Raw genomic sequence first — 17,408 nt, 5'->3', positions numbered from 1 at the left:
GGCCACCAACACCTATTCGGGCGACACCACAATCACGGCAGGCACACTGGAAGTCACCGGCACATTGGGTGCTGGTAACTACGCTGGCAACATCGCCAATACCGGCACTTTGGTGATCAACACCACCGCTGACCAAACGCTGTCAGGTGACATCACCGGCACCGGTGGCGTGCTGACCAAGCAGAACACCGGCAAACTCACGCTCACCGGTACCAATACCTATACCGGTGGCACCAACCTGACGGCCGGCATCCTGAATCTGGGTTCAGCTGCAGCGATTGGCAACACCGGCACGATTGACCTTGGTGGCGGCACGCTGCAGTACAGCGCCAACAACAACACCGACTACTCAGGCCGCTTTGCCACCACAGACCAGACTTACAACATCGATACCAACGGTCGCGACGTCACGTTTGCCACGGCATTAACAAGCACAACAGCAGCACTGAACAAGCTCGGCACAGGCACATTGACCCTGGCTGGCGCCAACACCTTCGAAGGCGACATCACCATCAGCGCCGGTGGCCTGACCGTGACAGGCACCCTGGACAACGTTGATGCCACCACCGGCAGCTACGCCGGTGCGATCAGCAATAGCGGTGCGCTCACTATCGACAGCGCAGCCTCACAAACGCTGGCTGGCGCCATCACCGGCACGGGTAGCCTCACCCAGGCCGGCGCAGGTGAAACGATCCTGACGTCAACGAGCAACAGCTACACCGGTGCCACAACCATCAGCGCCGGCACCCTGCGCGTGGGCAATGGCGGAGCCAACGGCAGCCTCGGCGGCGCGGGCACGATCGCCAACGATGGTGCGGTGATCTTCGACACCAGCAACGACATCACGGTGTCCAAGTCGATCTCTGGTTCAGGCACGCTTGAGCAGGCTGGCAGTGGCGAGACCACGCTCACGGGCAACAACACCTACAGCGGCACCACGTCGATTAGCCAAGGCACGCTGCAAATCGGCAGCGGTGGCACCACCGGTACCATCGGCACCGGCAACATCACAATTGACACAGGGGCCACGCTGGCCACCAACCGCAGCAACGGCTTCTCAATCACCGCAGACATTGACGGCCACGGTCAACTGATCAAATACGCCGCCGGCCTTCTGAACCTCACCGGCACGAACAGCTTTGGCGGTGGCGTCGACGTGAAAGACGGCACGCTGGCCTTGAGCACCACCGGTTCATCCGGATTTGGTGGCACGCTCACCATGGGCGCGGATGGAAATGCCAGCACAACGTTGGTGCTTGGCCCCAGTGTTGAAGTCAGCAACGCCATCACTCTGAACGGCGCCGTTGAAGTCATGCTTGGCCTGCCGGTGGATTATCTCGTTGTCGGAGGTGGTGGAGGCGGTGGCGGACGGGATATCGCAGGTGGCGGTGGTGGCGGAGAAGTTCAGACCGGCAGTATGATTCTGACGGGCTCATCGGCTTCCGTCACAGTCGGTGATGGCGGTTCTGGTGGGTACGACGTAAATGATTCAGCTGATCAGAACCGGCATGGTTTACGTGGCAATAGCTCGTCATTCTTTACCATTACGTCGGCAGGTGGTGGTGGCGGCTACGGCTGGAACAGCGCGAGCCTAGACAGTCAGCGTTCGGGCGGGACAGCTAGTGATGGTGGTGAGATAAAATCAGGCGGTGATGGTGCCGGAACATCTGGACAGGGCCCGAATGATGCAAATCCGGGATATGGCGGCAATGGTTTATACGTTGCATGGGCCGATGCCATAGGTCTTGGAGATTCAGGCTATTTCGGCGCGGGCGGTGGCGGCTCAAGCCACCGATCCAACGACGATCCGCTGTTCCTGGGTGTTGGCGGCCTCGGTGGGGGCGGTGATGCCCTCATTGCTGGTGGGCAGGCAGGTGCTAACAACACTGGTGGCGGCGGTGGCGCAAGCCGAGACCTCCGAAAGTCAGGCGGTAAGGGTGGCTCGGGCATCGTCGTGGTTCGATACTTGAGTGACACTGACCGTGCACAAGGCGGCGAAGAGTCCTCATCTGACGGCTATCGCGTGCATACCTTTAAGACCGTAGGCTCATCGAGCTTTAGTCTCGACGTACAAGACTTCACCGCCTCGCTAACGGGCTCCATCTCCGGTAGCGGCTCACTGACTGCTGATGCGAGCGCCGGTGAGCTGACAATCTCAGGAGCCAATACTTACACCGGCGCCACCGACATCACTGGCGGAACAGTGACCGTGACCAATGCCACCGGCCTGGGCAATCGCAGCGCCGTGAGCTTGAGCAACGTCGCTGATACCAAGCTCGTTGTCACCAATCCGGCGGCATCACCAGCGTCAGACATGGCGCTGACCATTGGCTCACTGGCCGGTGGCGGCACCACGGGCGGCAATGTTCAACTGGGCGCCGACACGGTGCTGAATATCGGTGATACCTCAAGTGACACAAGCTTTGGTGGTGTGATCTCAGGCGATGGCGCCCTGCACAAGGTCAACACCAGCCAGTTGACGCTATCCAACATGAACACCTTCAGCGGTGGCACCACGGTGGATGGCGGCACGCTATGGCTGGCCAATGCAAGCGGTACCGACCCCGGCACCGTGGGTGGTGTGTTGACCATCAACACGGGCGCCACAGTCGACTTCAAAGCCCATAACACGACGGGCACGACGAATGCCAGCAACACCGCGCAGCTGACCGAGGTCAACATCAACGGCGGCACGTTTGGTGGTTCGGATTACTCCAACTACTACTACTTCGACGTCAATATGAACGGCGGCACCTGGATTCTGGGTGGGACAGAAGCCGACGGTGACGGCAATGATGTCAGTGGCGACATCATTGTCACGGGCAGCAGTACCTCGGTGATTCGGTCGATTACAGGCGACACGGATCCTGGCTCCTTGCGCATGCGCAGCGCGATCACGATTGATGTGGACACCGATGCCACGCTCGATGTGCAGGCAGTGATTGGCAGTGCGACTGGTGCAAGCGACACATCACTGGCAGGCCCAGCCGGCATCACAAAAACAGGCGCTGGCACGCTGTTGCTCTCTGGTGCCAGCCAATACACGGGCGCCACAGACATTGATGGCGGCACCTTGTCAGTCACAGGTGCGCTATCGGATCTGACCGCTGTCGACCTTGCCAGCGGCACAACGTACAACGTTGACGCAACTGACACTGTTGGCTCGATTGCCGGTGCCGGCAACATCGTGCTGGGCAGTGGCTTCACACTGAGCGCCGGCGCCAACGACGGCTCAACCACCTTCTCAGGCGTGCTCTCAGGTGACGGCACGTTCGAAAAAGTTGGATCGGGCACCTTGACGCTCACCGGCACCAACACCTACACCGGCGGCACAACGGTTACGGACGGTGTCATCGAGGGTGACACAGCAGCCATTCAGGGCGACATCACCAACAACGCGCTGACGCGCTTCATCATTGCCGACGGTGATTCAGAGACCTACGCCGGCACCATGAGCGGAAGTGGCGTGCTCGGTAAAACCGGCACCGGCACACTCACGCTGTCGACCAACAACGATCACACCGGTGGTGTGACGATTAACGCTGGCAAGTTGATTGTGACGGCTGATGGTGCGCTCGGCGACGCAACCAGCAAAACACTGGCCAGTGGCACGTTCGTGAAGAGCGGAGCCACACTGGAGCTTCAGGGCGTGAACTACACCCAGGGTGAGCCACTGACCATGCAGGGCGGCACCTTGATTTCCGTGGGCTCAAGCACCTGGACTGGCTTGCTGGCATTGGATGCCAACACCAGCTCAACAATCTCTCTGGCCAGTGCCACTGATCCCCTAACTATTAGCGGCGTTGTCTCAGGTTCTGGCAACTTCACCAAGACCGGCAACGGCCAGCTGTCGCTCACTAATGACAACACCCACACAGGCGGTGTGACGGTCACCGGTGGCGAACTGCGCCTCACTGGCAACAACCGCACCAGCAGCTATCAGATTGACTCCGGCGCGGTGCTGAACTACGAGATCGCCACCGGCACCAAGCAAGCCGACACGACCACCTACACCGGAACTGGCACCCTGCGTAAATCCGGCGCCGGCGAACTGCAGTGGAACACCAGCGCCTCCAGTGTGGGCACCTTCTCCCTGAGCGCGGGCGCTCTGATGGATGTTCAAGCCGGTGCGATGACCACGGGTTGGGGCTCAAACGAGGTGTTCACCAACAACCTCGCGGATCTGAACATCGCCAGTGGCGCCACGTTCCGCAACGTCAACAGTGCGGCACGCTTCAACGCACTCACCGGATCCGGCACCCTCGAAAGCGGCTGGGGTTCAGATGTGGACAATGTGTTCGTTGGCGTCAACAACGCAACGAGCACCTTCGCTGGCACGCTCGCCGACAGCGGCGAGAATGGCGGCAAGCTCACCCTGATCAAAGAGGGCACTGGTACGTTAACCCTCACGGGCACATCTACCTACGCCGGTGATTTGTATGTGCACGATGGCATGGTAACCGTGGATTCTGGCGGTTCTGTATCGGGTTTACGTCGATTGGATGTTTCTGGTGCTGCGGGCACTACGTTGAATGTGCAAGGATCAGTTGCCACTGCAGATGGTAGCGCTTTCTTCACGGGGATTAATGCCGATGGCATTGTTAATGTTCACGGAACTCTCACGATTGGCGATGGCAGTGAAGTCCGGATCGGTGGCAGATACGGTGACCTGACTCAAAATACTAGAGGTGAAGGGGCACTGAATGTTAATAGTGGTGGCCTAGTTGAGGTCGGTGCCAGCGGTGGAACTACAAATACAACCAATATAGAGGTCGTCTCAAACGGCAATGCCGATACCGTAGGCGTCATTAACATAAACAGCAGTGGTGTTCTGCTAACAAAACGCAGCATTGCCGGGACGGGCTCAACGACCTCTAAGACCACAGCCTTGAATCTAGATGGAGGGACCTTAAAAGCTGGCGCCGACAACCTGAATTTGATTGTTGATCGCAATACCTTGGTCGTGAGCCTGCTGTCTGGCGGCGGCACGATCGATACCCAGAGCTACAACGCTACGATCACCGAGACAATTGAAGGCGCTGGCGAACTGACCAAGATTGGCAGCGGTAGGCTAACAATCGAAGGCTTCCATCCCTGGACTGGCGACACCATCATCAATGCCGGTACGCTGGAGCTTAAGTCAACAGGCGATAGCACCACTGTCAACTCCGTCGGGGAGCATGGCACATCGACCGTTGCGGGGGCGGGTAACCAGTATGAAATCAATAATGGGTCGACCCTGTTGATTTCGGGTAGCCGCATCGACTTTAATGGCGCAACCTTCAGGTTTGATAGCGCCGGTGGCGGCACGATTAATAGTACATCGAGCAATTTTGTGAATCGCAACACCACCTATGTGACTACTGGTGGTGCCCAGAACCAGATCTTGTCCCCAACAACAAGTGGCGGCAGTCAGCTTTACTACAACCTAGATACCGGAACGGTCACTTTCGATGTGCCTGCTGGTACTAATGCCAATAGTGATTTGTATATTGATGGTTACCTCAACAATCGAGGTGAGGTCAGAAAGACCGGCGCTGGCGTGATGAGTTTTGAGCGGGACATGCGCTACAGCGGCGGCACAACCGTCGATGCCGGCACGTTGATCCTGAACGACGTTGCTAATAACGGCCAGGGCGTTGTCAAGGGCGCATTGACCGTCAACTCGGGCGCAACCGTTCAACTCACAGGCAACAACTCGGCACTGGGCTGGACTGGCGACAAAGTCTCCACGTTGAACATCAATGGCGGCCTGGTTGAAGCGCTGACACCGTCAGGCACGCTGAATGACAACACCGACCGGATGTACATCTGGGACACCGCAGTAAACTTCTCCGATGGTGGCGAGTTGCGCGTCAACGGAGGCACCAGTAATGCAGCAGCCAGCCGTCGTTGGGAGATCTCCGGCGTCACCTTCAACGTCACCAATCCCACGGCTACAGCCAGCATCACGGGTCGAGTCCATTTCCGTGATTCGGCAACGGAATTCAACGTTGCGAGTGACAATGCTGATCCTGAGCTTCTCGTTAGCGCTGCGCTCACTGAGGACTCAGCGAACTACGGCTTCAGCAAGTCCGGTGCCGGCACCCTGAAACTCACCGGCGCCAACACCTACACCGGCGGCACCACCATCAGCGCCGGCGTGCTCGAGGTGGCCGACATCAAAGACAACGCCGCCAGCAACCTCGGCTCCGGTTCCGGCAGCACCGGCTTCGTGGAACTCTCCGGCACGGGCACCCTGCGCTACACCGGCTCCGGCGCCCAGAGCACTGGGCGCACCCTCAGGATCGACGACGCGAACACTACCGCCACCATCGACATCAGCCACGCCAACGGCTCGCTGCAGTTCACATCCACAGGCGGCACCCGCGATGAAGCCTTCACCAAGGCCGGCGCCGGCAGCCTGCGCATCGATGGCGCCTTCAGTGGCGCCGCGGCGATCACCACCAACGCCGGTGAACTGATCCTCACCGGCGCCAACACCAACACCGGCGCCTGGGCGGTGAACAACAGCAGCCGCCTGCAGATCGGCGTGGGCAGTGCGGCCGGCACCCTCGGCGATGGCGGCACCGTGACCATCGCCAACGGCGCCGAAATGGATGTGTTCCGCAGCGACACTGCCCTCAGCATCAACAACCCGATCGACGGCAGCGGCACCCTGCGCCTGCGCGGCACCGGCAACGACGGCGAAAGCTCCTACACGATCACCAGCGCCGGCAGCTTCTCCGGCGCCACGGTCATCGACCAGGCGCGGTTGATTCAGGAAGATCCGCTGTCTCTTGGCACGTCGACCATCACCGTTCAGAACAACGGCACCCTGCAACTGAACATGGGCGGCGCCTCGATCAGCAACGCCCTCACGCTCAACAGCCTGGGCTGGAACCTTGATGGCAGCACCCAGCTGGGCGCGCTCGAGTTCGCCAGCACCACCGCCGACACCTACGCCGGCACCATCACCCTGGAGGCCAACAGCCGCATCGGCGCCAGCCAGAACGGCACCATCTCGGCGGCGATCGGCGAAAGCGGCGGCGCCTTTGGCTTCACGCAGGTGGGCAGCGGCACCCTTACCCTCACCGGCGCCAACACCTACACCGGCAAGACCGCGATTGATACCGGCACCCTGCAGCTCGGTGCCGGTGGCACGACCGGCAGCCTCGCCTCTGGTAGCGATGCCGACTTCATCAACAACGGCACGTTGGTGATCAACCGCAGCAACGCGGTGACCCTGTTCCAAAACATCAGCGGCAGCGGCCACCTGATCCAGCAGGGCAGCGGCACCACCACCCTCACCGGCAGCAACACCCACGCCGGCACCACCACCATCAACGCCGGCACCCTGGTGGCCGGCAGCACCGGCGCCATCACCAATGCCCGGGTGGTGATCGCCGATGCGGCAGGCGCCACCCTGCAGCTGATCGACCACAACGCCACCATCGATCGCCTCAGCGGCGGCGGCAGCACCGGCGGCACGGTGAACCTCGGCGGCCGCGTGCTCAGCTTCGGACGCGACAACACGAACAGCAGCTTCGCCGGCCTGATCAGCGGCAGCGGCGCACTGGTGAAGCAGGGCAGTGGCAGCTACACCCTCAGCGGCGCCAACACCTACAGCGGCGGCACCACCGTGGAAGCCGGCGTGCTGCAGGCCGGCGACAATGCCGCCTTCGGCACTGGCCGCGTGAGCGTCGCCAGCGGCGCCGGCCTCGATCTCAACGGCAACACCATCGCCAACGCCCTCACCCTGGCGGGGACCGGCTTCAGCAACTCCGGTGCGCTGTTCAACAGCAGCGCATCCGCCGCCACCGTGAACGGTGCCATTGCATTGAGCGCCAACACCACCGCGCGCAACAACGGCGCCCTGGTGATCAACGGCAGCATCAACGCCGCCAACGGCGCCAGCGGCAGCGCCCTCACCTTCGCCAACACCGGCCTGCTCACCCTCGCCGGCACTGTCGGCGGCAGTGCACCGATCGCCAGCCTGCAGATCGATGCCGCCGCCGTGCTCGATGCCGACATCACCACCGCCGGCAGCCAGACCTACAAAGGCGCCATCACCCTCGGCAGCGGCATCACCCTGGCCACCACCAACGCGGCGGTGGAGTTCCAGGCGGCTCTCGATTCCGCTGCAACGGAAGCCAACGCGCTCACCATCAACAGCGGCACTGGCGCGGTGACCTTCGCCGATGCCGTCGGAACGGCGACCGGTGGCGCCCTGGGAGCGCTGGTGGTGAACAGCGGCGGTCAGACCTGGTTCCAGAACGCGGTGACCGCCGCCTCGATCAGCACCGATTCCGCCGGCACGCTGCTGGTGGCCGGCGGGCCGATCAGCGCCAGTGGCGTGATCAGCTTCGGGGAGGGCATGACCCTCAGCGCCGACACCCGCTTCATCGCCACCAACTTCAGCGCCGCCGCCATCAACAACGCCGGCCATCAGCTCACCATTGATGAGCGGGGCAGCGGCCAGATCAGCGGCGTGATCAGCGGCAACGGTGCCTTCATCAAAGAGGGCAGCGGCACCCTCGCCCTCTCGGGCGCCAACACCTACAGCGGCACCACCAGCGTGGATGCCGGTGTGCTTCAGCTCGGCGTCTCCAGCGTTGTCGCCAACAGCGCCATCTCCAGCAGTGCCCTTGGCCTCGGCAGCACCAGCGTCGCCAGCGGCGCCGCCCTCGATCTGGCGGGCTACTCGCTGGCCAACGCCCTCACCCTCAGCGGCAGCGGCATCAGCAACTCCGGCGCCCTCTACAACAGCAGCGCCAGCAGCACCGCCTCCGATGTGAGCGGTGCGATCAGCCTCGCCGGCAACACCCTGATCCAGACCGACGGCGCCCTCACCATCAGCGGCAGCATCGACGCCGCCACGGCCGGCGGCGCCTCAGCCCTCACCATCGGCAACAGCACTGGCGGCAGCGGCGTGATCACCCTGGCCGGCGCCATCGGCAGCGGCAACGCCATCACCAGCCTCACCGTTGCGGACGACCTGAACCTGGCCGCCTCGGTCACCAGCTCCGGCAACCAGACCTTTAACGACGCGGTGACGCTGGGCGCGGACGTGACCCTTACGAGCGCCACTGGCAACGTCCAGTTCGACAGCACGATTGACTCCGACAGCACCGCCCGCGCGTTGACGATCAACGCCCAGAGCACCGCGTCCGGCAAAGGCAGCGTGACCTTTGACGGTGTGGTGGGCGGCACCAAACTGGCCGCTGTCGACATCACCGGTCACGCGGTGACGATCAACCAGGCCTTCTCCAGCAGCAGCACGGTGGAGATCACCAATGCCGGCCTGCTCACGGTGGCCGACGACGCCACCATCACCGCCGCAGGCGGCTTTACGCAGGATGGCGCTGGTTCGATGAGCCTTGGTGCCGACATCAGCACCACCAACAACGATCTCACCATCGGCAGTGCTCTGACCCTTCTGGATGACGGCACCAACCCCCAAACGATCACGCTCTCCACAGGCAGCGGTGGCGGTGCCCTCTCCCTGGCTGCCATCACAGGCGCTAACAACAGCCTCGATCTGATCTCCGGCAGCGGCACCACCACGGTGAGCGGCGCGGTGAGCGGCGTGAACGCATTGAGCCTGCAGGCCGCCAATGCCACCGGCGCGGTGAGCTTCCAGGACGATCTCAGCGCCACCAGCCTCACCACCGACGCTGGTGGCTACAACCTCAGCCTGCTCGGCACCACCACCAACTTCACCGACGCGGTGAGCTTCGCCAACACCGGTGGGCTCACCCTCGGCGATGGCGATAGCGACCGGTTGGTGTTCAGCGGCGGCGTTACCGCCACGGCCCCCAGCGCCGTGCACCTGCGCGGCACCCTGGAAGCCACGGGCACTAGCACCATCAGCCTCGGCGATGGCGACACCGCCATTGCGATCAGCGGCATCACCCGCATCGGCGGCCCCAGCGACGCCACTAGCAGCGGCGCCATCACCCTCTCGGACGTGACCCTGGCCGACGACGCCAGCCTCACCCTCGGTGATGCGGCTGCAACTTCGAGCGCCAACTTGGGCAGCAATGCCATCACGGTGGACACCCTGAGCGGCACCACCGGCAGCAACGCCTCCAACCTGGTGGTGAACAGCACCGGCAGCCTTAGCGCCGGCACGATTGGCACCGACATCGGCAGCCTCACCCTTACTCGCGCCGGCGGCGCCACCTTCAGCAGCAGCGTCGATGCCGCCAACCTGATCCTGGCCAACGCCGTGGCAGGCAGCGGCCAGACGATCGCCGTGCAGGGCGACCTCACCCTCACCAGCGGCTTCACCGTGGGCACCGGCGCTTACGCCATCAGCATCACCGGCGCCAACAACACGATCGCCGGCAACACCACCTTCACCAACAGCGGCACCGTCACCCTCGGTGATGCCGTGGGCGATGCCATTGCCTTCACCGGCGGCCTCACCGCCACCGCGCCCGCCAAGCTGATCACCGCCGGCACGGTGGGCACCAGCAGCGCCGCCATCAACATCGGCACCCTCGAGCTGGCCGCCGCCACCACGATCAACAGCGTCAACTCCCCCGGCGCCGACATCACCATCGCCAGCGCCAGCGGCCCCGAGGCACTCACCCTCACCGCCGGCACCGGCACCCTCACCCTCAGCGGTGATGTGGATGTCAGCAGCGTTGATGCCTCTGCCGACACCATCAACATCAATGGCAGCACCGACGCCGTCACCACCACCGGCACCCAGCTCTACACCGGTGCTGTGGTGCTCGGTTCCGACACCACCCTGCTTGCCAAGGACGGCAGCACGCTCTCGAGCATCACCTTCGCGGGCACGCTTGATAGCAGCAACAGCGGTGGTGCAACTCCGGCGTCGACCTTCCGCACCCTCGGAATCATCGGTGATGCCGTCTTTGACGCTGCTGTTGGTGACACCTTTGCCCTTGGCGGCCTGACCGTCTCTGGCACCTCTGCCCTCAACGGTGGCTCCATCAAGACCTCCGGTCTGCAGACCTACACCGGCGCCGTCACCCTCGCTGCCAACACCACCCTCACCAGTGGTGGTGGGGCCATCACCTTTGACAGCACCCTCAACAGCGACGCCAACGGCAACCGCACCCTCGACCTCACCTCAAACGCCGGTGACATCACCTTCTCCGGCATCGTCGGTGGTGCACAAAACGGCACCCTCGGCGCTGTCACCATCAACGCCGCCAACAACGTCACCCTCAGCAGCACCTTTGACGCTGCCTCCTTCTCCCAGGCCACCGCTGGAGGCGGCACCTTCCAACTCGATGGCAACCTCACCGCTTCCACAGGGGCCATCACCATCAACAGCAACGCTGTTGATCTCAACGCTGACCTCACCGCTGACGGCAGTGGCAAAGCCATCGCCATCACCGGCAGCACCGACCTCGGCGGTGATCTCTCCTCCAACGCCGGTGCCATCACCCTCCACAGCCCCGTCACCCTCTCTGGCGCTGCTCGCTCCATCTCCACTGGCAGCAACAGTGCTGGCGACATCACCTTCTCCGGCACCCTCGATGGCGCTCAAAACCTCACGCTGACTGCCGGCTCCGGTGACATCACCTTCTCCAACACCGTTGGCGGCACCACGCGCATCGGGGCGCTCACCATCGCCTCTGCCACTGACGTCACCGTCACTGATGGCAAGGCCTTCTCCGCTGCCTCCATCGCCCAACTCGCCGGCAGCGGCACCACCACCTTTGGCGGCACACTCAACACCAACGCTCAAATCGGCGGTAGCCCCGCCAATGACAACGGCATTGATCTAACCGGCAAGGCCTTCACCTTCAAAGACACCGTCACCACCATCGGCTCCGGCGCTGTTGCCATCAACAACTCCGGCCTGCTCACCATCAACAGCGGCGCTTCCTTCTCCCTCGATGGCGCCTTTGATCAATCCGGTGCCGGCTCCATCAGCCTCGGTGCTGGCATCACCACGGCAGACGCCAACATCACCTTTGCCGATGCCATCACCCTCACCCAGGGCGTCACCCTCTCCACCGGCACCAGCGGGGCTGGTGACATCTCCTTCTCCAATGTCATCAACAGCGATGGCACCGCACGCGCTCTGACCCTCACTGCCGGCACTGGCGACGTGGTGTTCAACACCAATGCCACAGCCGGTCTCACCAACGCCCTCGCCTCGCTGACCATCACTGGCGACAACATCACCCTCCGTGATGTCACCACCACAGGCGACCAGACCTACACCGCATCAGGTGTCATCGACACCAACAGCACCTACACCTCATCCGGTGGTGCCATCACCTTTGACGGTGACACCGTCATTAACTCCGCCCTGACCATTGACACCACCAATGGCGGTAGTGCCGCCAACGGTGGTGCCGTTACCTTCTCCGGTTCCCTTGATTCCGAGGCCACCGAGGCCAACACCCTCACCCTCACCGCTGGCACCGGCAACATCGACTTCGATGGTGCTGTCGGCTCCGCCACCGATGGCGCTCTCGGCGCCGTCACCATTCACTCCGCCGGTGACCTCACCGCTGATCAATCCATCACCGCGGCGTCCTTCACACAAAACGCCGGCACTCTCACCACCTTCCGCGGCGACATCACCACCTCCACCGCCAGCGGCCTCAACCTCACCGCCACAACCATTGCCCTCGATGGACTCACCATCGACGCCTCCTCCGGCAACGGTGTTGTGCGCTTTGGCGGCAACACACGCCTCGATGACGCCGTCACCATCAGCCGCGGCTCCGGCGCTGTCACCTTCTCCGGCACCCTCAACAGCGCTGATGCTGAATCCAATGCCCTCACCCTCAATGGTGCAGGCGGCGGTTCCATCACCTTCTCCGGCGCTGTCGGTACCGCCGGCACCAACAACGCTGGCCGCATCGGTGCCCTCACCATCGATTCTGCGACTGACGTCACCGTTGCTGACGACAAAGCCTTCTATGCCGCATCGATTCAGCAATTGGCCGGCTCCGGCACCACCACCTTTGGCGGCACCGTCAACACCAACGGCCAAATCGATCCGTCTGGCACCACGCCAAACACCAACGGCATTGACCTGACCGGCACCAACTTCACCTTCAAGGACACCGTCACCACCACCGGCTCCGGCGCTGTTGCCATCGTCAACTCCGGCCTGCTCACCATCAACAGCGGCGCTGCCTTCTCCCTTGATGGCGCCTTTGATCAATCCGGTACCGGCTCCATCCGCCTCGGCGCTGGCATCACCACCGCCGATAGCGCCATCACCTTTGCCGACGCCGTCACACTCACCCAGGGCGTCTCCCTCTCCACCGGCACCAGCGGGGCTGGTGACATCACCTTCTCCTCCGCCCTCGATGCCTCCACCGCTGGCACCGAGACCCTGACCCTGACCGCCGGCACCGGCGCTATCACCTTCTCCGATGTCGTTGGCGCCACCCGTCTAGGGGCGGTGACCATCAATCAGGCCAAGGGCGTCACCATCAGCCAGGCCTTCTCGGCCGCCTCCTTCTCGCAAGCCGACGGCAGCAATGCCGGCACCGGCACCTTCCTCCTCGATGGCGACCTCGACACCAACACCGGTGCCATCACGATCAGCTCGGACACAGTTGATCTCAACGCTGACCTCACCACCAGCGCCGGTGGTACCAACGGTCTGGTCACCATCAACGCTGGCTCTGGTGGTCTGACCCTTGATGGCGGAACCATCACCACGACGGCATCTGCCGCCGGTGCAGCTTCCGGTGCCATCGACATCAATTCCGACGGCAATGTCGCCCTGGCCGGCAACCTGGTGGCCACGGGCGTCGCGGGTGATAGCACCACCAACGCAGGCGCCACCGGCGGTGCCGTCACCATCGACACCACCGGCGCAGCCACACTTTCCATCGCCAACATCACCACCTCGGGTGGTGATGCTGCCAACGGCAGCAATGGCGACGGCGGCGCTGCTGGCTCCATCACCCTCACCACCGCCGGCACCATCACCCTCAACAGCTCCACCATCACCGCCGCTGGTGGCGCTGGCGCTAACTCCGGCTCCCAGGGTGCCGGTGCTGACATCTCCTTCTCCAACGCCGTTGACCTTGCTGGTGGTGACGCCAGCATCTCCACCGGTGACACCGCTGGTGACATCACCTTTGACAGCAGCGTTGATGGCAATAAGGATCTGACCCTCACCGCTGGCTCCGGTGACATCGACTTCGACGGTGCCGTTGGCGGCAGCACGCGCATCGGAGCACTCACCATCAACAGCGCCAACAACGTCACCGTTGCTGACACCAAAGCCTTCTCCGCTGCATCGATTCAGCAATTGGCCGGCAGCGGCACCACCACCTTTGGCGGCACCGTCAACACCAACGCTCAAATCGGCGGTAGCCCCGCCAATGCCAACGGCATTGATCTAACCGGCACCAACTTCTCCTTCAAGGACACCGTCACCACCACAAACGGCGGCGCTGTCGCCATCGACAACTCCGGCACCCTCACCATTAACAGTGGCGCTGCCTTCTCCCTCGCTGGCGCCTTTGATCAATCCGGTGGCGGCTCCATCAGCCTCGGCGCAAACATCACCACGGCAGACGCCAACATCACCTTTGCCGATGCCATCACCCTCACCCAGAGCGTCACCCTCACCAGCTCCAGCACCGTTGCCGCAAACCCCGCAACGACAGGCGGTGACATCACCTTCTCCGATGTCATCAACAGCGACAGCACCGCACGCGCTCTGACACTCACCGCTGGCACCGGCAACGTGGTGTTCAACACCAATGCCACAGCCGGTCTCACCAATGCCCTCGCCTCGCTGACCATCAGTGGCGACAACATCACCCTCCGTGATGTCACCACCACAGACGCCCAGACCTACACCGCAACAGGTGTCATTGACACCAACAGCACCTACACCTCATCCGGTGGTGCCATCACCTTCGCCGGGAACACCGTCATCAACTCCGCCTTGGTCATCGACACCACCAATGGCGGTGGTGCCACCGGTGGGGCCATCGCCTTCAACAGCAGCCTTGATTCCAAGGCCAACGAGGCCCATACCCTCACCCTCACCGCCGGCACCGGTGACATCACCTTCGATGGTGCTGTCGGCTCCGCCACCGATGGCGCTCTCGGCGCCGTCACCATCAACAGCGCCAACAACCTCACCGCTGACAACGTCTTCTACGCCGCCTCGCTGCGTCAGGTCGCTGGCTCCGGCACCTCCACCTTCTCCGGTGCTCTCTCCACCACCGCGGCCGACGGCATCGAACTCGATGGCACCAACTTCGACTTCGCCAGCACCGTCTCGCTGACCCTCGGCAGCCTGGATCTCGATTCAACCGGCACCGTTCGCTTCAACGGTCTCGTCACCACCTCAGACGAGAGCGCTGGTCTGGTGACGATCACCAACGGCGGTGCTCTGACCCTCACCGCCACCGGCGACATGAACCTCACTGGCGCCTTCCTCCAAGACGGCGCTGGTTCAAGCTCCATCGCCGCTGACATCACCACCACAAACGACAACGTCACCTTCAACGCCGCAACCACCCTCACCGGTCCTGTCGCCCTCAGCACAGACTCCGGCGCTGGTGACATCACCTTCTCGGACACCCTCGATGCCACCACCGCTGGCAGCGAAACCCTCACCCTCACCGCTGGCAGCGGTGACATCACCTTCTCCGGGGTCGTTGGCGGCGCACAAAACGGCCGTCTGGGCGACGTCACCATCAACCAAGCTGACGACGTCACCATCGCTGGTGGCAAAACCTTCTCCGCTGCTTCCTTCTCACAAGCCAGCGGCACAGCCGGCACGGGCGTCTTCTCCCTCGGCGGTGACCTCGACACCAACACCGGTGCCATCACCATCAGCTCGGCCACCGTTGATCTCAACGCCTCCATCACCACCACTGCTGGCAACGACGGCAGCACCGACAACGGTCTGGTCACCATCAACGCCGGCAGCGGCGGTCTCGATCTCGCCTCCGGCAACTCCATCACCACCACTGCCGCAACCGCTGGCACGCAATCCGGCGCCATCGACATCAATTCCGACGGCAATGTCAACCTGGCCGGCAACCTGGTGGCCACGGGCGTCGCGGGTGATAGCACCACCAACGCAGGCGCCACCGGCGGTGCCGTCACCATCACCACCACCGGCACAGCCACACTCTCCATCGCCAACATCACCACCTCAGGTGGTGCTGCTGATGCAAACAACACCGCCGCTGGCGGGGATGCAGGCTCCATCACCCTCACCACCGCCGGCACCATCACCCTCGACAACAGCACCATCACCGCCGCGGGTGGCGCTGGCGCTAACTCCGGCTCCCAGGGTGCCGGTGCTGACATCTCCTTCTCCAACGCCGTTGCCCTCACCACGGGTGCCGCCACCGTTGACACCGGTGCCACAGGCGGTGACATCACCTTTGACAGCACCATCAATGGCGCTCAAGGCCTCACCCTCACCGCTGGCAGCGGCACCCTCACCCTCACCGGTGATGTCAACGTCGCCAGCATTGATGCCAGCGGCGCCACCATCAACATCAATGGCGGCACTGACGCCGTAACCACCACCGGCACCCAGACCTACACCGGTGCTGTCGTTCTCGGCAGCGACACCACTCTCACGGCCAGCAACAGCGGCACGCTCTCGAGCATCACCTTCGCGGGCACGCTTGATAGCAGCAATAACAGCAATACCTCCAACTTCCGCACCCTCGGAATCACCGGCAATGCGGTGTTTGATGGTGCTGTTGGCAACAGCTATGCCCTCGGTGGCCTCTCCGTCTCCGGCACCTCGGCCCTCAACGGTGGCTCGATCGCCACCAGCACCGCCACCGGCATCAGTGGCAATCAGACCTACACCGGGTGGAACCATCTGGTTCAAGGACACCCTCAACAGCGACGCCAACGGCAACCGCACCCTCGACCTCACCTCAAACGCCGGTGACATCACCTTCTCCGGCATCGTCGGTGGTGCACAAAACGGCACCCTCGGCGCTGTCACCATCAACGCCGCCAACAACGTCACCCTCAGCAGCACCTTTGACGCTGCCTCCTTCTCCCAGGCCACCGCTGGAGGCGGCACCTTCCAACTCGATGGCAACCTCACCGCTTCCACAGGGGCCATCACCATCAACAGCAACGCTGTTGATCTCAACGCCGATATCACCGCTGACGGCAGTGGCAAAGCCATCACGATCACCGGTGCCACCGACCTCGGCGGTGATCTCACCTCTACCGGCGGTGCCATCACCCTCCACAGCCCCGTCACCCTCTCTGGCGCTGCTCGCACCATCACCACTGGCTCGGGTGCTGGTGACATCTGGTTCAAGGACACCCTCGATGCCTCCACCGCTGGTGCTCAAGACCTCACCCTCACCGCTGGCTCCGGTGACATCACCTTCTCCAACACCGTTGGCGGCACCACGCGCATCGGGGCACTCACCATCGCCTCTGCCACTGACGTCACCGTCACTGAT

At 63.0% G+C, this 17,408-nt stretch carries 2 protein-coding genes (both only partly in view); both read left to right on the top strand.

Features of this window, described 5'->3' with window-relative positions:
* Positions 1-16,876 carry the 3' portion of an autotransporter-associated beta strand repeat-containing protein gene (locus tag SynRS9909_RS04330; RefSeq protein WP_186593791.1) on the top strand. Its footprint begins 44,429 nt before the window's first position, so 16,876 of the gene's 61,305 nt are visible here — the last part of the coding sequence; its start codon lies beyond the left edge, outside the window; the stop codon is at positions 16,874-16,876.
* Positions 16,773-17,408, top strand: the 5' end (the start) of a protein-coding gene (locus tag SynRS9909_RS04325; protein WP_186593790.1) for an S-layer family protein. The gene runs 18,135 nt beyond the window's last position; the window shows 636 of its 18,771 coding nt (coding positions 1-636); it begins with the start codon at positions 16,773-16,775; its stop codon lies off the right edge, out of view. Before SynRS9909_RS04330 ends, SynRS9909_RS04325 begins: the two co-directional genes overlap by 104 nt.

This window comes from Synechococcus sp. RS9909 (assembly GCF_014279595.1).
GTDB lineage: Bacteria > Cyanobacteriota > Cyanobacteriia > PCC-6307 > Cyanobiaceae > Synechococcus_C.
The sequence above is the reverse complement of the archived record's forward strand: the minus strand, read 5'-3'. Positions and strand labels throughout refer to the sequence as shown.